The sequence below is a fragment of the Nostoc sp. genome, assembly GCF_036917455.1.
Taxonomy (GTDB): Bacteria; Cyanobacteriota; Cyanobacteriia; order Cyanobacteriales; family Nostocaceae; genus Nostoc.
The window spans coordinates 1-18,832 of record NZ_JBALDK010000047.1; the positions used below are offsets into that span (position 1 = coordinate 1).

An 18,832-nucleotide genomic window follows, 5' to 3' on the forward strand; every position below is an offset into this window, starting at 1 on the left:
ATTGGCAGTTACAACAGTTGTTCCAGATGAAGGAAACTTGGATGTTATCCCAGCAGAACCTGTAATTACGCTAGATAATGCGATCGCAGTTTCGGTATTGGCAGTTACAACAGTTGTTCCAGATAAAACGGAAGAAGATGAAAATATAGTTATCGATGAGCCTGTGAGTCCTGTATGGCTTAAAGGTGAGACAGCAGAGCAAATTTTACAAAATTTAATAGATTTAGCTTTACCCACTTCTGAATCGTTTTTGAAAGATGAAATAGAAGAAGATTCTCTAGTAACAGAACCACCATTATTGTTAACTTTAGATCGAGATACTTACATTGCTGCTTGGGGACAAGCTCTGACAATCAATGGGCACATAGAACTTAAAGAAAAGAAAAATCTAGATCGGGCTGAAACATCATCTCCAAAAAGCTTGCAGGCGCTTGAACTAGTAATTGAACTGCGATCGCCCCTTGAGTCGAAAATCTTTACCAAGGTACGGCAACCCTTACCAGACCAGGAATTGCCCTTCACCATCAATACCTCAATTAATATTCCTGCTGACTTTGAATCGAAATTAATTTTGGCAGATATTAGTCTGTATGGTCTATTCGCCGATGTTGGTGAAATCATCCGGTTAGCCAGCCAGTCCTTCACTATTACAGCAGATGTAACAGAATTACTGGCAATCACAGCCGCAGCAAAACCGAGTACATCCTTAAATGACCCCATACCATCAGACTCACCTGATGCTTTCACCGAGCCGGAGACCGCTGTGAGGATCGATTTAAAACTATTCAATCTGGTCAAGATTCCAAAAACAGATCAGTCTCAGATACTCAATCCATCTCCAAATACACCCCTACCACCGCAAATTAACCTACAAGTTCTGCGAGAAACCACCCTGCGGACATCTAATTTAAAAAATTCAGGTACTTCGCCTCAATTGCCGAAACTGCCTCCGATTCAAATTAATGCCAATCCTTCCACAGACGTTGTTGCAGAACCCACTACAGAAGAGGAGCTTCTAGAAAAAGATAGTACTATAGCTGCCATCAATTTGGAGCAGTTGGTCATCAAGCAACGTCGAATGCCAAAACTCGATACTACTTTTCCATATTTGAGACGGGTAAAAGCTTTGCCGGGTGATGCAGAAGAAGTAAAAAATAATGTCGCTTCAGATGTATTGGAAGTTCAAGCGGCTGAAGACTTTTTGCCGTTGGACACAATTGTAGCTGAAGATGAAAATATGCCAGAATTAGTACTAGATGATGCACCATCTGAGGAAGAACCTGTTGCTGAGGTAGAAACCCAGTTAAATCAACAATTCCAGGAAGAACCTGTTGCTGAGGTAGAAACCCAGTCAAATGCACAATTCATTACAACAGGCAACCTTTACTCATCTCCCCTACTCAGGAAGTGGATGCAGAGCCAAGGATACTCTTTACCTGAATCCATCAATGAACCAGAACCTAAAGAATACGATCGCTATGTTCCAGTCCAGCAGACTCAGCTTTTTCTGAGTGCTGGAGCTCCCAATGTTGATGTCAACTTACCATTAAGCCTCAATGATGCCCCAGGGACGTTGGAAGAAAGCCAAGAGTCGGTTTTTGAGCTTGGCAATTTTGAGGAAGACGCAGACACAGCAAAGGAAACCGATCTAGAGGCAGTAGAAGATACTGTAGTAGAAAAAGTATCTGAACCAACACTTTCAACGGCTCTGGTAAGACAATTACCACCTCCCCCTCCTCCGATAAAAGTAAATATAGCGTCAGCTTGGTTGGCGCAAGAAATCGTTGTAGATGATACAGATAGTGAACTGGAAGCCGATGCGACGAATAGTTACTCCTTGGAAGAAGAGAAGCAGCCACTATTAGGTTTATCCCCTTCTCTACCCATAAGTGCGGCAGCCATTGAGCCTTTGCCAATTCCGCAACTACATGTACCAGAAGGTGAACTAATAGCCGATAAATTTATCATAGTGCGCGTAGTACTGCCTGAAGTACCTCCCCAAGTAGTTGTGAAGTTATGGGTTGAAGACTGTCAAACTCGCTGGCTACTAAATGGCCCCCATTTATTGACAAATTTACAGCCTAATGTATTGGGAGAATTGGAAGTAATGACCCAATTAAAGATTCCCTTTGGCTGTTTGGAAATTCGCATAGAAGCGATCGCACTCGATCTGACAACCCTAGAAGAAAGCCACAAAGTCACAATAGTACGAACTGTGATTCCTCCAGACTTGCCAAACTTGCAGCTAGATGAACTACTGGGGATGTAATTTAGGAGATTGGGAATTGGGCAATAATTAATAGTTTTTCTCCCCCTGCTCCCGTGCTTCCCTTATCCCCCAAAGTTAGCTGTGTTAAAAATATGAAATAATTTCAAAAATCTGGCAGGATTTGCAGTAAGCTCATTTTGAATTGTAGTGTTATTTAGCAGGAACTTTTACTATGGCAGCTTCCTTTTTGCCTTCTATCTTCGTTCCCATCATTGGTTGGGTTTTGCCAGCTATAACCTTCGCATTTCTGTTTTTATACATTGAAAGCGACGATATCAGCTGATTTAGTCATGAGTCATTAGTCATTAGTCATTTGCGAAAAACAAATGACAAAGGATAAAGGACAAATGACTACTGACGAAAATTAATACCGCCTATCTCATAGAGACAGGCGGTTTTTTTAAGGTTGATTTCTCAACAAATGCTAGAAAATCCTAACTTATAGTGTTCGGTTCAAACTAACGAATGTTAAATCGAAGAACCGATCCCGGCGTAGGCACCATAAAAGAAAATACCCAAGACTGTAATTATACCTAAACCTGCGATCGTAGCGACGACCCACAGGGGAATTCTCCCACTTCCAGACACAGCTTCTCTCCTCCCTTAACAACAAATCAATACATGCTCAATAAACAAAGACTAACAACAGGACTCCCAGTTAGTTAAAGAAGTAACTGGAAAACAGAATCCCCAAAACGAAAATCATTAGTAATCCCAGGTATAGCGAAGTCCGATTTAGTTCAACCGGCTGATTATTGGGATTGGGCGATCTTTCTACCATAATTGCTCCTAACGGTGAATAAATTGCATTGCGGCGATCGCGCCTAAAAAGAATACAGTTGGTACACCTAATGTGTGTACTGCCAGCCATCTAACGGTAAAAATGGGATAGGTAACTGGTTGATTGATGTTATTGCCGCTAGTCATGATCTAAAACTACTTTCCAATAAATTGTTCAACTTGTTTTTTAGCTTCAAAACGGTTCTTCACAATTGGCACTTCTTGCCGCGCTGGTGTGAAATACTCATTGGGACGAGGTGTTCCAAAAGCATCATAAGCCAAGCCAGTGCTGACAAATAGCCAACCAGCAATAAACAACGCTGGAATGGTGATGCTGTGAATTACCCAGTAACGAACGCTAGTAATGATGTCCGAAAACGGACGTTCTCCAGTGGTACCTGACATTTAGATCCCTACCTTATACATAGAGTGTTATTGAGTTTATTATCCTACAAAGTTAAGAAAGAGTTACAAGTTGCAAAGTTCTTCTCAGAAATAGGTATTGGGGATGGGGATCGGGGATTGGGTATTAGGGATTAGAGATTAAGAAAACTCTTCCCCAGTCCCCAGTCCCCAGTCCCCAATCCCCATTAAGCTGCTTCAGGGTTTGGGAGATATTTGAGCAAAACGCCGCGATCGCCAATTATAAATCCGCGTTCTGGCTCTAAGAACACAATCTTGTACAAATTAGCAGCAACTTCTTCTACCTCACGGTCTTTTTCCCAGGTTTGGCCACCGTCACCACTCCGTAGCAAATTACCGCTACCGCCACCGATCCAAATTTCCTCAGGTGTCCGATATGCCAAATCCAGTAAACCCCAACTGGTGGATAACTCTGGATATTTTGCCTTTTGCCATTCTTCAGGTTTAGTTGGGTCGCTAAACTGAATTTGACCTCCTCTAGCTAGCAACCACAATTGCCCATTGTCACCAAAGCCCATGTTTTCTACCCGCCGAGAACTATTGCGGTTATGGGGAACCCAAGCATCTTGTCCCGGTTCCCAAGTTGAGTAGAAACTACCCTTAGCCGAAACCGCTACATATTTACCATCAGCAGAACGTTCTATATTACGCACCACACCGACTGCTGATTCCACCTGAGCTTTCCAGTTTTTGCCGCCGTCTGTGGTCTTATATATGGCTCCCACATCAGTAGCCATTTCAGCTGTATTGTCTGCTAGTGCCTTAATTGCGATCGGGCTACCTGGTAGCTTTTCGCTCAGGGGAATACGCGACCAAGAAGCACCTTCATCGCTAGTATGCAGTAATAATCCTGGTTCTCCGGCAATCCAGCCTTCTTTACCTGTAAAACTTACTGAGTCAAAACGATACTTTTGCTCATCCAGTTGCAGAATTATTGGTTTCCAGGTATTACCACCATCATTGGTTTCTAATAGGGTGGCATTGCTACCTACTAAGTAGCCATGCTCAGGGTTATTAGTAAAAGCAATATCCAATAGATTCGAGTCTGTTGGCACAGAAATGATTTTCCAGGGATTGTAGCTAACAGAGGGGATTTTGCTACAACCTATGCACATGACGACTACTATGAATAAGGCAGCTATTCGTTGCCAGCTTTTTACAATTGAATGCATCAGTATTTCTTAGTTGTTTCTAAATTTTTGTAGAAGTCGTCAGTCAGGATGCTAGGCAATCCTGGGTTTTTCATTTTGAATTTTTAATTGCTTAACGGCTGTCACTGTAAGCCGTAGAGACTGATAAAAAACAAGAAGCCGAGAGCCAAAGCGCCAAAAATTAGGATATTCTTTTGGGTTGGCGTTAGGTTGTTGACACCCAAACCGTAACCGAGATTTTCTTTGAAGCCGGATGCAGTACCCGCCGGCCCGATGTTGGCAAAAGCGGTTTTTTTAGCACTACAAACTGGGCAACGCCAACTTACAGGCAGGTCTGCAAAGAGTGTCCCAGAAGGAATATCATCTTTGTCATCTCCCTTTTCGGGTTCGTAAACATAACCGCAGGCGCGACACTCGTAGCGGTCTAATACCGGAGTCTCAACAGCTGGTTCGCTCATGGCTAGGGCCTCGCAGAGGAGAATTCTTAAATATACGTTAAAAATTATGACATAATTGTTTGGCTTTTCTATCACTATCAAAAGCTAATTAAATACTTGAAGTGTATCTGTTTCCCAGATTTCAGAAAAACCAAACAGATATAATGTAAAAGAAAGTAACGTAATTGAAGGGATTGGGGACTAGGGATTGAGGATTGGGAATTAAAAATCAATAATTTCGTATTAGAGATAAGGGATTGTCAATTCAAAAGAATTTCCCAGTCCCAGTCCCCAATCGCCAATCGCCAGTCCCCAATCCCCAGTCACTACTTAAAATACTCCATAAGCGGTAGATACTCATTGTGTTTGTCCTCAGCGGTTACGAGTACCTTCTAGGCTTCTTCATTATCTGTAGCCTAGTACCTGCCTTAGCGCTCTCAGCTTCCAAACTCCTACGACCCAGTGGTTACAGCCCAGAACGTCGCACCACTTATGAATCTGGCATGGAACCCATCGGGGGAGCCTGGATTCAGTTCAACATCCGCTACTACATGTTTGCTCTGGTCTTCGTCGTCTTTGATGTGGAGACTGTTTTCTTGTATCCTTGGGCGGTAGCTTTCCACCGTTTGGGGCTATTAGCATTTATTGAAGCGCTAGTCTTTATTGCAATTCTTGTAGTCGCTTTAGTTTACGCATGGCGTAAAGGAGCTTTGGAATGGTCTTGAATTCTAACTTAACAACCCAGGACAAAGAACGAATCATCAACCCCATTGAGCGTACCAATGTCACTCAAGACCTTTCAGAAAACGTCATTTTGACGACGGTTGATGACCTCTACGACTGGGCGCGGCTTTCTAGTCTGTGGCCGTTGTTATTTGGTACTGCTTGCTGCTTCATTGAGTTTGCAGCTTTAATTGGTTCCCGATTTGACTTTGACCGTTTTGGGCTAATTCCCCGTTCTAGCCCCCGCCAAGCCGATTTAATTATTACGGCAGGGACTATTACGATGAAGATGGCTCCTCAACTGGTGCGTCTTTATGAACAAATGCCAGAGCCGAAGTATGTAATTGCGATGGGTGCTTGCACAATTACTGGCGGGATGTTCAGCGTTGATTCCCCCACGGCAGTACGCGGAGTCGATAAACTGATTCCTGTGGATGTGTATTTGCCTGGTTGTCCTCCCCGTCCAGAAGCAATTATCGACGCAATTATTAAGCTGCGGAAGAAAATCTCCAATGAATCGATGCAAGAGCGGGGTAAAATTAAGCAAACCCACCGCTACTACAGCACGACTCATAACTTGAAGCCAGTAGAGGAAATCTTAACTGGTAAGTATTTGCAGTCAGATACTCGTTCTGCACCACCAAAAGAATTGGCAGAAGCGATCGGTATGCCAATACCACCTGCACTGCTGAAAGAAAAGGCGCAAAAGGAGGAACAAACCCGTGGCTGAAGAAGAATCTAAACCAGTACCAGCAGCGAAAGAAGAGGCATTGGTACAAGCGGGTAAAGTTTCCCAGTGGTTGACGGAAAATGGTTTTGACCATGAGTTTTTAGCACCAGACAAGAATGGTGTAGAGATAATTAAGGTGTCGGCAGATTTCTTGCTTCCCACCGCTACAGCCCTTTATGCCTACGGGTTTAATTATCTCCAGTGTCAAGGTGGTATTGACCTTGGTCCAGGACAAGAATTAGTGAGTATGTATCACTTGATTAAAGTCGGTGATAATAGCGATCGCCCCGAAGAAGTCCGAGTTAAGGTGTTTTTACCACGAGAAAACCCCGTAGTGCCTTCTGTGTACTGGATTTGGAAAACCGCGGATTGGCAAGAGCGTGAGTCTTACGATATGTACGGCATTATCTACGAAGGACACCCAAATCTCAAGCGGATTTTGATGCCGGAAGATTGGGTAGGTTGGCCTTTGCGGAAGGATTACATCTCGCCTGATTTCTACGAGTTGCAAGACGCTTATTAAAGAATCCTGAGTTTCAGCAGTAATTAACCCCTTTCCGGTAGTGGAGAGGGGTAGTTTTTTATGCAAGGGGGGAGCGCGATCGCTACTAAAAATTTTGTTATGAACTTCAGACAAGCGATCGCCCCACCTCTTGGACTCGACTCATCTGTGGGTGTATTGGCGTAACCCGGCGTTTACGTAGCATCTCGTAGAGAAAGTATCGCTTCTTCCTCAGGTCAGTAGCCAGATTCATGAATGCTTTAAGGAAATCCGGCAAAAATATATGAAGCTTTGTTACGCAATGCGTAATTATAACTAGCCAAGCTGAAGTCATAATTATCGTAGTTTGCAAGAGCCTTAGAAATTTAATGCTTTCGCGCCACTCTAGACTCTGTATCCTTGATTCGTTCGTTGTCAAATTGTACTAATTAAACTCAGGTTAATTTAGTACATCACAAGATAAATTTACACATTTACCAGTCTGCAAGAAGAGCAAAATTTATGGAATCTCCAACAGTACAGTCAACAATCATAGACGATCGCACATTACAGGAGTTAAAAGACGAAATTAAGCAAGAAATGCAAAATATAGTGAGTAACTCTAACTTGAGAAACTTACTCGAAAAATACGGTATACCAGCACAAGATGTTCTTAAATTTGAGTGTACACTCGACCTAAATCAACTTCAATCTAATGACGTTGGTGTACATGAGCAAACCAAGAGCTTTTTGCAAGCATTTCCAGACCTAAAACTGCATAAATTATGCATGGTATTGCGTAAGCCTTGCCCGTATGACAACAATCCTGATGGTTGCTGGTCAGACTGCTAAGAGATCCATCGGGGGCAACGCATTGTGTCAATAGAAACATCAAAATTTAAACAAGTTTACCAGTATCCTATTAATCCCTACTTATTGATAAAGATTTAGGCATAGAAGCTTTGCAATTGCAACTTGCCCATCGGATGAGATAAACCTCTTATCAAGTCTATACTAGCGATCGGGGAAATCTGAATTGCAAAGCTGGTAACTTTTATTTTCTTAGCTTGCCCCACATTTTTTCTTATTTCATATCCGGTGTAAATTGATTAAGGTGCAAATTCTATGATGTATCAGAGCCGAAGCAGTTGGTACTGGAAATTAAAGCTAGTGAGTGTTTTAGCATTTACTGGAGCAATTACTTTTTCTGGAAGATGTGCTTTGTCTCAAATTACACCGGATCGCACCTTGGGATCTGAAAATTCAGTTGTTACACCCAAACCGATCGGTAGCATCCCTACTGACCAGATCGATGGTGGAGCAACTCGCGGTACGAACCTTTTCCACAGCTTTGAGCAGTTTTCTGTTCGCACTGGAAGCGTAGCTTATTTCAATAACGCCGCAAATATTGAGAACATTATTACCCGCGTAACAGGTAAATCTATTTCAAATATTGATGGAATCCTTAAAGCTAATAATCAAGCTAATCTGTTTTTGATTAATCCTAACGGGATTATTTTTGGACCCAATGCTTCCTTAAACATCAATGGTTCATTTGTTGCAAGTACAGCGAGTAGTGTGAACTTTGCTAATGGGACTAAATTTAGTGCTACAGATCCCAAAACCATACCTCTGCTAACAGTAAGTGTTCCCACTGGTTTACAATTCGGAGCAAATGCGGGTTTCATCCGCAATGAATCCCAAGCTAGTCCAAATCAAGCAACCAATCGCTTAAAAGCTCCCGTTGGTCTACAAGTACAGCCAGGTAAAACCTTGGCACTTGTAGGCGGTGATATAACCTTGGCGGGTGGAAATTTAACGGCAAAAGGGGGACGAATTGAGCTAGGAAGCGTTGCTGGCAATAGTCTGGTCGGTCTCAAGCCAACGAACCAAGGTTTGGTTTTAGGTTATGAAGGTGTTGAGAATTTTCAGAACATTCAACTAATACAGCGAACTGCTAACGGATCTACAAAGCCATCTCAGGTAGATGTTAGTGGTGAAGGTAGTGGCGATATCCAAGTACAGGGTAAGCGCATTCTGTTAACTGGTTTATCGCAGATTTTAGCTAATACCTTGGGTTCCCAATCGGGAGGAAATTTAACGCTCACTAGCTCAGAGTCTGTGGAATTAATTGGTCCTGGTACACCGTTGACGGCTGTGACTTTTGGTGCAGGAGACGCTGGAGACTTAACGATTACAACAGGGAAGTTGATTGTCAGGAATGGAGCACAAGTGCGAAACGGATCGCAAGTCGGGAATGGACTACGAGGCTTGGGTTCAGGAGGAAAATTGACCGTAAACGCCTCAGATTCGGTAGACTTGATTGGTGGTTTCTCCTTTGGGAGTAATTTTTTCTTCAGTGGATTGTTTAGTGCAACTTCCGATGTTGGAAATGCTGACGATATAACGATCAACACTGGGAAGTTACGTATCCAGGGTGGCGCAAGAGTAACAACAGAGTCTTCAGGAACGTTATCATCATCAGATCCTAACAAATATTTCCCAGCTACAGGAAAAGGAGGAAATTTGACTGTAAACGCCTCCAAATCTGTAGAAATCACTGGAATTTCACCTAATGGTACTACACCCAGCGGTTTGTCTGCTTTGACTAACGGCCCTGGGGATGCAGGGAAAGTGACAATAAATACAAATACATTAGTTATCCGGGATGGGGCTACAATAACTGTGAGTAGCGAACTTCCAGAACTTTCACAGGGTGTAATCTATCAGGGGAATGTAAACAATCTAGGAGCAGCAGGCGAACTAAATGTAAATGCTCGGTCTATATTTTTAGACAATAAAGGAATACTCACATCTAATAGTGAATCAGGTAAAGGCGGAAATATTTCGCTACAGGTGCGGGACTTATTACTGATGCTCCGCAATAGTCAAATATCTACTAATGCAGAGGGTGATGGAGATGGCGGCAACATCACCATCAAAGTACCTAATGGCTTCCTTATCGCCACTCCCTTCGGAAATAACGATATCACCGCCAATGCCTTTTCTGGCTCTGGTGGTAAGATTGCAATCACCACTAAAAACATCTTTGGTTTTGTGCCCCGCACCCGTGCAGACGTAGAGAGACTTGACCCAACAGGTGAAATCAACCCAAAGAACCTGCGAACAAGTGACATCACGGCGTTTTCTCAGCAAAACCCTTCATTAAATGGCACAGTCCAAATCAACTCACCAGATGCTGACCCCAGCAAAGGATTAGTGGAATTGCCTGTAAATCTGGTTGATGCTTCCCAGCAAATTGCTGCTGGTTGTGGTTCCGGTGGAAAAATAGCCAGGAGTTCATTTATTACCACTGGGCGGGGAGGACTAGTAGCCGATCCCACCCAGCCATTGATAGCTGATGATGCGGTGCTGGCAGATTGGATAGCACTACAGCCAGAGAGTAAAAATCGTGCTGGCAGTATTCAGAAAAGAGCGGTTCTTCAGGCGCAGCGAAACACAGAAGAAAAATCACAGAAGGTTGATTCTGCGAACGAACCTACTCAAATTGTAGAAGCCCAAGGATGGGTTACAGATGCCAATGGTAATGTGGTTTTAGTTGCTCAAGTTCCCACTGCATCGCCTCATAACTCCTCGCTTACCGCTACATCTTGCGCTGCTCCTTAGAATTTGAGATATAGCAAGGGACTGGGGACTGGGGACTGGGGACTGGGGACTGGGGACTGGGGACTGGGGACTGGGGACTGGGGACTGGGTGAAAAATCTTTTTGTGTCTAAGTTTCATCATCTGTTGATGTCCTAACCACCAAGGCTTTTGCTATAAGTTAAATAGTCTCTGAATTAACCTTCAATTCCCGTAACCTTGCAGTAATTGCGATCGCAATTACTGTCCCGAACTTGTGATTTCATTGCCAGTAGCCTTATATAGGATGAGTATTTGATTTTTTAAAATATCCGTAGGATGCGTTAGCACGGAGAGTACGACACCAAACCCTTGATAATGGTGCGTTATGAACTTCGTTCTAACATAAGGCCAGTGAGGGGAGTTGGGGTAATAATAACTCCTAACTCATGTATAGAAGCGATTAATCGCTTCTATCCTCCCTAACTCGTCTCCTGAATTTGCAAACGTACAGTGTGTTCAGTCGTACCACTAAGTTGCAATTCCATAATTTCACCACCAAGAGGTTCCAAGCAAGTCAGAAGCGATCGCAAATTGGGTGTACTTGCGCCAGTATCTACATATAATCGATCTGCTAAATTACCAATCCGTTTCCAAGTCATGTACAATTTAGCGATCGTTTGTTCAATTTGCGATGCTTGATTGACTAAATCAGCAGCAATGCTCAAACAGCCGACTCTTTGCGCTTCTTCTAAGGCTGTTTCAATATCAACATTTTCCTGCGTCAGCGCCTGGACTTGAGCCGCCCCTTTGAGATATTTGGCCAAGTTACGCGCTTCGCTAGTTACCTGTTTCAGAGTATCCACATCAGGATTAGCAGCAATTTCCTTCTGGATAAACTTTTGGTGCGATTCTGGCAGTTTTTCCATTTCCTTCACCAATGGGGCAATGTAGCGCGGGGGAAGGGTGTTATCTGCTGCTTTTTCTCTGACTGATTCAGGTAATAAATCTGAGGACATGGCTGTCCATTCATCGCTGAGTTGACGCACTTCGCGTCTGGTGATGCGATCGCCTTTTTGGGCCGCTTCACTTACCATTTGTTGCACTTCTGGCGATGCTTTGGAAGTTTCAACAAATGCTCGTTTACTGAAGTTGTTCACAGAAGCCGGATCGAGTTTACCGTCTTCGATGAGAGTATCGGCACTATTAGCCAGTTGAATCCAGGCATAAGCTTGACTTTTGCTGATTTCCCGCTCTTTTAGCCATCGCAAAAAGCCAGTACCGCGTCCGTCACCACCGACTTTTTCTCTGTCGCGGATCGCCCGTAAAATTCGCCCCCGCCAGATTTCAGTTTGCAAATCAAAGCGATCGCATACCTGCCAAGCTATTTCTAGCTGCTGTTGAAAATCTGACTCTAGAATCTGTTCATCTTCTGGATCGGGCAGTTCAAAGCTGATATCTGCTGGCTGTAGTAAAGCCGCAGCAAGGTCGTTGATGGAGTCGGTGTCTTGCACGATTGATGACTAACTAGTGGATGCGATCGGCTTATTATGCCACAATCTGTGGTCTCTCACTTAAGGGGGAGTACGGTATTTTGAGTTACAACAAATAATAGTAGGAAGGGGACAAGGGGATTGGGGGACGAGGGGAAAAAAAACCCTATAGATAAATCTGTAAGCTGCTGAAAAATTTGATGTCCAGTTCTTTGTTGCAAGCTATCAAGGGAACAAGTTTTATTATTATTCCATAAAAAATGAATTCATGGGCTGCTGAAACCATCTGGACAATGGGTTTTTCTTCTTTCCCTTGTCCTCCTTCATAAACCACTTTTGTAAAGTCTTTAATTAATCAGAGACAATAAAAATAAAACGATGAACCAGGTAGACTACCTCCGCATTAGCTTAATCGATCGCTGCAATTTTCGTTGTCAATACTGTATGCCAGAGGGAGTAGAACTGGATTATATTCTCAAGCAACAGCTATTAACCGATCGGGAACTGCTGACCTTAATTCAAGAGGTATTTATTCCAGTCGGGTTTACCCGATTTCGTTTGACTGGGGGCGAACCATTATTGCGTCCGCGGGTGGTGGATTTGGTCAGCGCGATCGCATCTTTTCCCCAAACTCAAGACATTTCAATGACCACCAACGGTTTTTTGCTAGCTCCGATGGCACAAAACCTCTACAATGCTGGTTTGCGAAGAATTAATATTAGTCTGGACTCTCTTGATACTGACATTTTTGACCAAATTATCGGTAATCAGGGGCGTTCTCGTTGGCAACAAGTTTGGCAGGGTATTCAAGCTGCCCATCAGGTGGGATTCGACCCTTTGAAGCTAAATGTAGTGGTGATTCCTGGCGTTAATGACCACGAAGTTCTAGATTTAGCCGCCCTAACAATTGATAAACAGTGGCACGTTCGATTTATCGAATTTATGCCCATTGGTAATGTGGATTTATTTGGCGATCGCGGTTGGGTCTCTTCAGCCGATTTACGGCTACAAATCCGCGATCGCTGGGGCTTGACAGAATCACAAGTTAGTGGTGCTGGCCCGGCTGATGTCTTTCAAATTCCTGGTGCGAAGGGGACAATAGGATTTATCAGTCAAATGTCGGAATGTTTTTGCGATCGTTGTAATCGGATGCGCCTGAGTGCTGATGGCTGGCTGCGTCCTTGTTTATTGAATGAAACTGGTCAAATAGATTTAAAAACTGCTTTGCGTTCTGGCACTAGCACCGCTCAATTACAAGAGCAGGTGAGGTATTTGCTGGGAATCAAGCCAGAAATTAACTTTAAAGGGCGTGATTCTGGCATTGTCGGTACATATACTCGCACTATGTCGCAAATTGGTGGTTAGTCATTGGTCATTTGTCATTTGTCCTTTGCAAATCACTAGGGACAAAGCGCAAAGTCCGATCGGAGGTTTTCTCCGATCAGACTTTGTAAGAGATGACTAAGGACAAATGACTATTACGCTTGTCGTGAGTAGTATTCCACCACAAGTAGTTCATTAACTTGTAGTGCCACCCATTCGCGCTCAATAACACTGTTGACTTTACCAACCAACTTATTTTTGTCAAACTCCAAATGACTAGGGAGGTTTGCCAAACCGGGATATTGCAAGTTAGCTTCTACTAACTTCCGTGATTGTGCGCGATCCCTGACTGCAATTGTTTCACCAGGACGGCATTGATAGCTGGCAATATTCACCACACGACCGTTAACAGTTACGTGACCGTGATTTACCAGTTGACGAGCGGCTGGGATAGTCGGGGCTATACCCAAGCGGAAAACGGTATTATCCAAGCGCATTTCTAGCAATTGCAGCAATACTTGTCCAGTAGAACCAGTAACACGTCTGGCTTTCCGCACATAGCGGAGCAATTGTTTTTCAGTCAAACCGTAGTTGAAGCGGAGCTTTTGCTTTTCTTCTAAACGGATAGCATATTCAGAGCGTTTTTTGCGGTTCTGACCATGCATACCAGGTGGGTAAGCGCGTCTAGCGCTTTTACGAGTCAATCCTGGTAGGTCGCCTAAGCGACGGACAATTCTGAGGCGGGGCCCTCTATATCGGGACATGAGTTTCCTTAATCTAATCCTGTTTAAACTTTACCGAAACATTCCATTTTGACACTCCCCTAATTTTTAATCAGGGGATTCTTGGTTTTTTGAAGCTGCTTACCGAGGTAAGACGTATCTCACCAAGGTAGACGCATCGATTTTTGCGCCAGTTGCTTTTAATCGGTAAACCCGACAAACTAGCCTCCAAGCCTGAATTCCGACCTGTCACGCCGTACTCCTGCCCATAAGTTTTTTGTGTTTATTTAGTTTCGTAGGCTACTCAATCATCAGATTGGTTTACGCAGTATTCTTACTCTGAAATACTTTTTGCGTTGTCTACTTATCTTTCAAACAGTTATATTAACACAATTTCCGGCATAATTAATTATGTCTATACCTTGCTCACGCTGAAATTCTTGAATTACAGAGGATTTTTAAAATATTTGAGTTAACATAACCTTGGGTGTTTGGAGAATGGCAATATCAATGAGCAATAAAGCGGTTAATAGAGGTCAGAACAAACAAGCCAGTTCCACCTCCAGGAATTTCATAGTCCCAGTTTTGGCTATAGCTGGATGGTTGACAACAATTTTACCCAATCCAGCGATCGCTGCTTCCTACAGCAATGATTATAGTGTCTGTGCAGGTCGCCTTTTGAGCGTAGGTGTAACAGCACAAGGGGCATCACAAGGTTGTGCAGCAGCACTGCGTCCAAGGGATTTGGCTGCTTGTGTGGTTAAAATCAAGAAGGAAACCCAAATTGCCGCGACAGATGCACTTTATACTTGTGGCAAGGTCCGGCGACCTGAAGAGTTAGCTACCTGTGTAGTTGGCGTGAGCTTAAGTACTAAGGAAGAAGCTAATCCGGCAGTTTTAGATTACTGTGGACGTAGTTTGTTACCCGTGCGTTTTGGGCAGTGTGTGGTTGGCTTGCGTAGTCAAATCGATTTCCCCCCTGCTCAGGCGTTAGATACTTGTATCAGTGCTAGTGATAGTATTGTTGGCGCTTCATCTTCGTCTGCACCGCCGGTTATAATTCCTGCGGGATCGAGTCCAAGTACCGACACCATACCATTTCCAACACAACCGACTATTCCAACGCAACCGATTGTTCCAACACAACCCGGCACTAATTAAATTTCAGTGCTTTGTAATTGATTGAGAATATAGGTTAATTAATAGGGTGGGCGTTTTGATGCCCACCCTATTAGTCTGTCAAGTTTTAATTTATGGGTAAGCAAGTTCGTAATAATACCAATTCTCTGTAAACTTGCACTTAATCCCGCATTTCTCACAAGCTTGAGGGGAAGGATGGGCAGAGGGGCAGAGGGGCAGAGAGGCAGAGGGGCAGAAGGGTAGAGGGGAAAGAACTTGGTATTTGAACTCTCCCCTGCTCCCCTGCTCCCCTGCTCAAGCGCAGGCTTAATCGAGATATGGTGATAAATCCGGGTTAATGATTGCTCCTTCTCCCTTGGCGTACTTGGTGATTCGTTTAATAAATATTAAGTGCATACTCATAGCGAAATGGTATAAGGACTTAATCCTCAAAACTAGTGGTCTATGTCATTAGTTTTGAGGGTTAAGAGAACGAACCGCAAAGCGCACAAAGAGCGCCAAATTAAGAGGTAATAAAAGAAATTTAAAATACTAATTCACATATCATATTTAATGCGATAGACTACTATGACTTAAATAAAATATCTATATAAAATCCGCTATAATTGCCTTCTGCTTGCAAAGTATGCAAGCTAAAAACTTGCAAGACAAAAGTCACAAAACTGGTTGTGACTTTTGTACTATTAATACAGGATTACAATGTAAACAGACCGACCATCCCCCTACTTTAAAGCAAGGGAAAAAAGGGGTGAAAAGCTTATAAAGTAAGCTTTTTGAGTTGTGCGTAGTGCTATTAGTCTTCTCTTTCACCAAAAGCCGTCTGTAAAACCACTGCAATACCACCGTCTTGATGATATTTATCTGCCCAAGCCCGGATAACTTCATCCAATTCTTCCATAGCTTGCTCCATTTTTTCTGGCAGGATATCAAGTTCTTCCAGTAAACGCATGGCATTTCGTCGCCGTTCTGCCCAATTTTTCATCATGCGGAAATACCGAGCGGTATCTTCTACCATGATGTAAGTGCGTTCTTGATCGTCTGCTGGAGCATAAAAAGGACGGGTAAGTGCGTAGAAGGGCATTCCCCAAGGAGAATCTATGCGTGTTACCGTACCTGAGTAGAGTAGACGGCGCTTGATATGCTCACCCAAAGCTTCACTCAAAGGCATTTGGTGTTCGGTTGGCAAGTCTTCTTGCGATCGCCTATGCAAAAACTCGATCAAATCTAGAAACTCAAAAGAGCTAACTAACTGGGCATCTGGTAAGTTACTTGGCAGTTTCTGCTCAATTTGTCTTTTCTCTTCACTTGTCAGACTCGTACCTGGTACGCGCGATCGCCCTGGTTGCCAAGGATACTTTTCTAACCAGACGTAAGGCAATTGAATCAAATATCGAGGTTCTTGAGAACCCAACATTTTTAACAGTTTGCCTTCTGTTAACGCCTGTCTGACTTCTTCTACAATAATTTTTACGCGTTTTGGCTCTAGGTGGTGCAGATGCCCTGTCATTCGCAGGTTTTGCCCCTGCTCTAGATAGGTCATATAAATTGCACACTTTGCTGCTGTTGCGGCTGCGTCTAAAAATGCCCCATGCCTGTGCCCACTCGTCCGCATGGCACTAAAAGCCAGATAAAGCATGATCTGATCCATCGCACTGGGGTCAAGACGTTTGATCAGATCTATGTCGTTACTCATATTACAGACAATTGAATAGCACGTTTACAAAGTTTTTAATCGAGTGAAAATAGGTAGTATACACCTGGCTGAAAGCGATTTTTTCACTTCAGACTATATTAGTATGCGATAACCATAAAACTGGTAGTAGCCCAAACTACCATTTTCGCATATTTTCTAGTACACAAGCAGATTCAGTCGTTGTTACTATAACTGTCTTTGCATCTGCCTGGAAAATTACAGATATTATCAAGTCCAGCTTGTCGGCGGTTTACTTCTCAAAAGTCAACTGTGTTGCAAATAATCTACAAAGCTTTTAACTTTTTCGGGGTTTTTCTCATCTTTCAAGAGCAAGAACGTCAAGCTGCTTACACCTAATTATGGTACTATACCGACTCGGAGTAAAAACTAGGTTGCGCGGTTCATCTGGGGTATTTGTTACTCAAAAAAGATGGTTTTTATTCAGCTTTGGTGAATTATTTGTAGTACACAGGTGGCTGGAGATCCTTGGGAGTAATCTCAAAAGAAACTGCTTACCAGGTGTAGCAACATTCAGAGGTTGAGCCAAACGGCTCCTTGGGAACCATCATTTTATTCATAACCTCCTGTGATGTCTCGGCAGTGTGAGCCGTTGGCTTGAGGGAAGATAGTAGACATCAAGTAGAGCAATTAATTCCAATTTCAAAATACCTGTTCTTCTTTCAAATGTCGTCTTTTATCATACCATCATTTTTTGGTTTTGGAATGAAAATATGTATTTTAAAGTTTATAAATAATTGAAATTTAAATATTTTATATTATGACTAAATCAAGGTTTGATGATATTTCTATTTTGACTCTTAAGCCTAAGTCTGATTTATCTTTTTTGTTGATAATTTTACACAGAAAGCTGCGATTAATTCAGACTGAACCGCATAGCTATCATGCTTTTTCTCTTGTATTAATAAACTAGAAATTAGTGACTAGGCATATATATAATAAAACATATTGCATTCCGTCTGATGATTATTTAGAGGTTGTTTTTCAATAAAATTATATTTTTTTCATGAAAAAAAATATAATTTTCATGATTTAACTAATTCATTGGCTACTTTAAAGTATATTTTTACATTGCTGTTTTATATACTTGAGAGACTAGAATTGCATAGATAGTTTGTTGCTGAAAAAGGATGAGAATTCGCCGCAAGCTACAAAATAAGTCTCTTTTTCTAAGCATCTGGGCGATCGCAGACTAAGTTGACTAGTATACAAAGGCATTAATAAAGATACCATTTCGCCAACCTCAAGAACATGCAAATGAGGTTTTTTGCATTTTGCGTTACCCGCAGGGGTTTTCGTAGAATAAAAAGATAAGGTGTTTCATGAGCGATCGCTCCATATATTCACATACCTTAAAAAACAGATTACTCTAAACCCTTCTACTACTTCTTTGTCTCCTAGTTCCAAAATGTGCTGCAATGGTCTTAACTCCTTGCAAATTTCCTTTTTGGGCAAGTACTCGGACTCAATTGCTTGAGTCAGTACTACTCGTACTGGTTATATATACGTGTTTTCCCTATCTGTATCAGGCTAAATCCCCAAAAATATATTACAAGTCATCAACATATAGCGGTTCTCAATCCTATGGAATACAGCCTTGTAGCATTGGATAAGAAGATTCAAAGCCTCTCTCCAATTCGCCTACAGTACACACACAAGTTTTGCCGCAGTCATATTCTTAGATTGCGTTTCTATTTCGCAGTCATCAGCAACGCCTAGAAGTAAGCTGTTGTGTTTTTAATTTGCACATTGAGACAGCAGGGGGGCAGAGGGGCAGGGGAGGCAGGGGAGGCAGGGGAAGCAAGGGAAGAAAAAACTAATACTCGCATTTCTCACAAGCTTGAGGCGAAGGATGGGCAGAGGGGA

At 42.8% G+C, this 18,832-nt stretch carries 18 protein-coding genes; 9 read left to right on the top strand and 9 right to left on the bottom strand.

Annotated features, from left to right (window positions below; translation table 11 throughout):
• On the top strand, positions 1-2,269 hold a 2,269-nt coding region (locus V7K42_RS05265; protein ID WP_334914192.1), incomplete at its 5' end, for a hypothetical protein.
• A 172-nt stretch (positions 2,270-2,441) separates the two neighbouring features.
• Positions 2,442-2,552 (top strand): photosystem I reaction center subunit VIII, encoded by a 111-nt coding sequence (locus V7K42_RS05270; RefSeq protein ID WP_084227157.1) that lies wholly within the window; start codon positions 2,442-2,444, stop codon positions 2,550-2,552.
• Between the two features lie 185 nt (positions 2,553-2,737).
• Here V7K42_RS05270 and V7K42_RS05275 read toward each other — a convergent pair whose 3' ends face one another.
• The 6 genes from V7K42_RS05275 to V7K42_RS05300 form a co-directional block, all read right to left on the bottom strand.
• Positions 2,738-2,857, bottom strand: coding sequence for a photosystem II reaction center protein J (locus V7K42_RS05275; RefSeq protein ID WP_334914194.1), 120 nt, complete (start codon positions 2,855-2,857; stop codon positions 2,738-2,740).
• 70 nt (positions 2,858-2,927) lie between these two features.
• A complete protein-coding gene (locus tag V7K42_RS05280) occupies positions 2,928-3,050 on the bottom strand; it encodes a photosystem II reaction center protein L (protein WP_322670285.1) in 123 nt (40 codons plus the stop codon).
• A gap of 8 nt (positions 3,051-3,058) precedes the next feature.
• A complete protein-coding gene (gene psbF, locus V7K42_RS05285) occupies positions 3,059-3,196 on the bottom strand; it encodes a cytochrome b559 subunit beta (RefSeq protein WP_012411801.1) in 138 nt (45 codons plus the stop codon).
• 9 nt (positions 3,197-3,205) lie between these two features.
• Positions 3,206-3,454, bottom strand: a complete 249-nt coding sequence (psbE, locus tag V7K42_RS05290) for a cytochrome b559 subunit alpha (RefSeq protein WP_012411800.1) — start codon at positions 3,452-3,454, stop codon at positions 3,206-3,208.
• A gap of 185 nt (positions 3,455-3,639) precedes the next feature.
• A complete protein-coding gene (locus V7K42_RS05295; RefSeq protein ID WP_334914196.1) occupies positions 3,640-4,644 on the bottom strand; it encodes a photosynthesis system II assembly factor Ycf48 in 1,005 nt (334 codons plus the stop codon).
• Positions 4,645-4,745: 101 nt separating this feature from the next.
• The gene (locus V7K42_RS05300; protein WP_094339820.1) at positions 4,746-5,081 is read right to left on the bottom strand and encodes a rubredoxin; all 336 of its coding nucleotides are present in this window, start codon (positions 5,079-5,081) and stop codon (positions 4,746-4,748) included.
• A 341-nt stretch (positions 5,082-5,422) separates the two neighbouring features.
• Here V7K42_RS05300 and ndhC point away from each other — a divergent pair, with 341 nt between their 5' ends.
• The 5 genes from ndhC to V7K42_RS05325 all read left to right on the top strand — a co-directional run bounded on the left by ndhC (position 5,423) and on the right by V7K42_RS05325 (position 10,621).
• Positions 5,423-5,785, top strand: a complete 363-nt coding sequence (ndhC, locus tag V7K42_RS05305) for a photosynthetic/respiratory NAD(P)H-quinone oxidoreductase subunit C (RefSeq protein ID WP_094333328.1) — start codon at positions 5,423-5,425, stop codon at positions 5,783-5,785.
• Positions 5,776-6,513, top strand: coding sequence for a photosynthetic/respiratory NAD(P)H-quinone oxidoreductase subunit K (gene ndhK, locus V7K42_RS05310; protein WP_334914198.1), 738 nt, complete (start codon positions 5,776-5,778; stop codon positions 6,511-6,513). Before ndhC ends, ndhK begins: the two co-directional genes overlap by 10 nt.
• Positions 6,506-7,036 carry an NAD(P)H-quinone oxidoreductase subunit J gene (locus V7K42_RS05315; RefSeq protein ID WP_190961878.1) on the top strand — a complete coding sequence of 177 codons (531 nt, stop codon included), beginning with the start codon at positions 6,506-6,508 and terminating at the stop codon, positions 7,034-7,036. Before ndhK ends, V7K42_RS05315 begins: the two co-directional genes overlap by 8 nt.
• 480 nt (positions 7,037-7,516) lie before the next feature.
• Positions 7,517-7,846 carry a hypothetical protein gene (locus V7K42_RS05320; protein WP_334914202.1) on the top strand — a complete coding sequence of 110 codons (330 nt, stop codon included), beginning with the start codon at positions 7,517-7,519 and terminating at the stop codon, positions 7,844-7,846.
• Positions 7,847-8,119: 273 nt separating this feature from the next.
• Positions 8,120-10,621: a two-partner secretion domain-containing protein gene (locus V7K42_RS05325; RefSeq protein ID WP_334914204.1), complete on the top strand. Its 2,502-nt coding sequence runs from the start codon at positions 8,120-8,122 to the stop codon at positions 10,619-10,621.
• 438 nt (positions 10,622-11,059) lie between these two features.
• Here the strand turns inward: V7K42_RS05325 and V7K42_RS05330 are convergent, their stop codons facing one another.
• Entirely contained in the window at positions 11,060-12,091 is a 1,032-nt protein-coding gene (locus tag V7K42_RS05330; protein ID WP_334828953.1) for a hypothetical protein, read from the bottom strand.
• A 357-nt stretch (positions 12,092-12,448) separates the two neighbouring features.
• Here V7K42_RS05330 and moaA point away from each other — a divergent pair, with 357 nt between their 5' ends.
• Positions 12,449-13,435: a GTP 3',8-cyclase MoaA gene (gene moaA / locus V7K42_RS05335; protein WP_334914206.1), complete on the top strand. Its 987-nt coding sequence runs from the start codon at positions 12,449-12,451 to the stop codon at positions 13,433-13,435.
• 113 nt (positions 13,436-13,548) lie between these two features.
• Here moaA and rpsD read toward each other — a convergent pair whose 3' ends face one another.
• Positions 13,549-14,157, bottom strand: a complete 609-nt coding sequence (gene rpsD / locus V7K42_RS05340) for a 30S ribosomal protein S4 (protein WP_251959355.1) — start codon at positions 14,155-14,157, stop codon at positions 13,549-13,551.
• A gap of 456 nt (positions 14,158-14,613) precedes the next feature.
• Here rpsD and V7K42_RS05345 point away from each other — a divergent pair, with 456 nt between their 5' ends.
• Positions 14,614-15,276, top strand: coding sequence for a hypothetical protein (locus V7K42_RS05345; RefSeq protein WP_334914209.1), 663 nt, complete (start codon positions 14,614-14,616; stop codon positions 15,274-15,276).
• Between the two features lie 772 nt (positions 15,277-16,048).
• On the opposite strand, the gene hetR is transcribed toward V7K42_RS05345, so the two are convergent.
• Positions 16,049-16,948, bottom strand: coding sequence for a heterocyst differentiation master regulator HetR (gene hetR / locus V7K42_RS05350; RefSeq protein WP_094332006.1), 900 nt, complete (start codon positions 16,946-16,948; stop codon positions 16,049-16,051).
• Positions 16,949-18,832: the final 1,884 nt, after the last annotated feature.

Coding starts and splice junctions, on each gene's coding strand:
- psbE (WP_012411800.1), bottom strand. CDS start 3,454: ATGTCAGGTACCACTGGAGAACGTCCGTTTTCGGACATCATTACTAGC.
- V7K42_RS05270 (WP_084227157.1), top strand. CDS start 2,442: ATGGCAGCTTCCTTTTTGCCTTCTATCTTCGTTCCCATCATTGGTTGG.
- V7K42_RS05325 (WP_334914204.1), top strand. CDS start 8,120: ATGATGTATCAGAGCCGAAGCAGTTGGTACTGGAAATTAAAGCTAGTG.
- V7K42_RS05300 (WP_094339820.1), bottom strand. CDS start 5,081: ATGAGCGAACCAGCTGTTGAGACTCCGGTATTAGACCGCTACGAGTGT.
- hetR (WP_094332006.1), bottom strand. CDS start 16,948: ATGAGTAACGACATAGATCTGATCAAACGTCTTGACCCCAGTGCGATG.
- moaA (WP_334914206.1), top strand. CDS start 12,449: ATGAACCAGGTAGACTACCTCCGCATTAGCTTAATCGATCGCTGCAAT.
- rpsD (WP_251959355.1), bottom strand. CDS start 14,157: ATGTCCCGATATAGAGGGCCCCGCCTCAGAATTGTCCGTCGCTTAGGC.
- ndhK (WP_334914198.1), top strand. CDS start 5,776: ATGGTCTTGAATTCTAACTTAACAACCCAGGACAAAGAACGAATCATC.
- V7K42_RS05320 (WP_334914202.1), top strand. CDS start 7,517: ATGGAATCTCCAACAGTACAGTCAACAATCATAGACGATCGCACATTA.
- V7K42_RS05295 (WP_334914196.1), bottom strand. CDS start 4,644: ATGCATTCAATTGTAAAAAGCTGGCAACGAATAGCTGCCTTATTCATA.
- V7K42_RS05345 (WP_334914209.1), top strand. CDS start 14,614: ATGGCAATATCAATGAGCAATAAAGCGGTTAATAGAGGTCAGAACAAA.
- V7K42_RS05280 (WP_322670285.1), bottom strand. CDS start 3,050: ATGGTAGAAAGATCGCCCAATCCCAATAATCAGCCGGTTGAACTAAAT.
- psbF (WP_012411801.1), bottom strand. CDS start 3,196: ATGACTAGCGGCAATAACATCAATCAACCAGTTACCTATCCCATTTTT.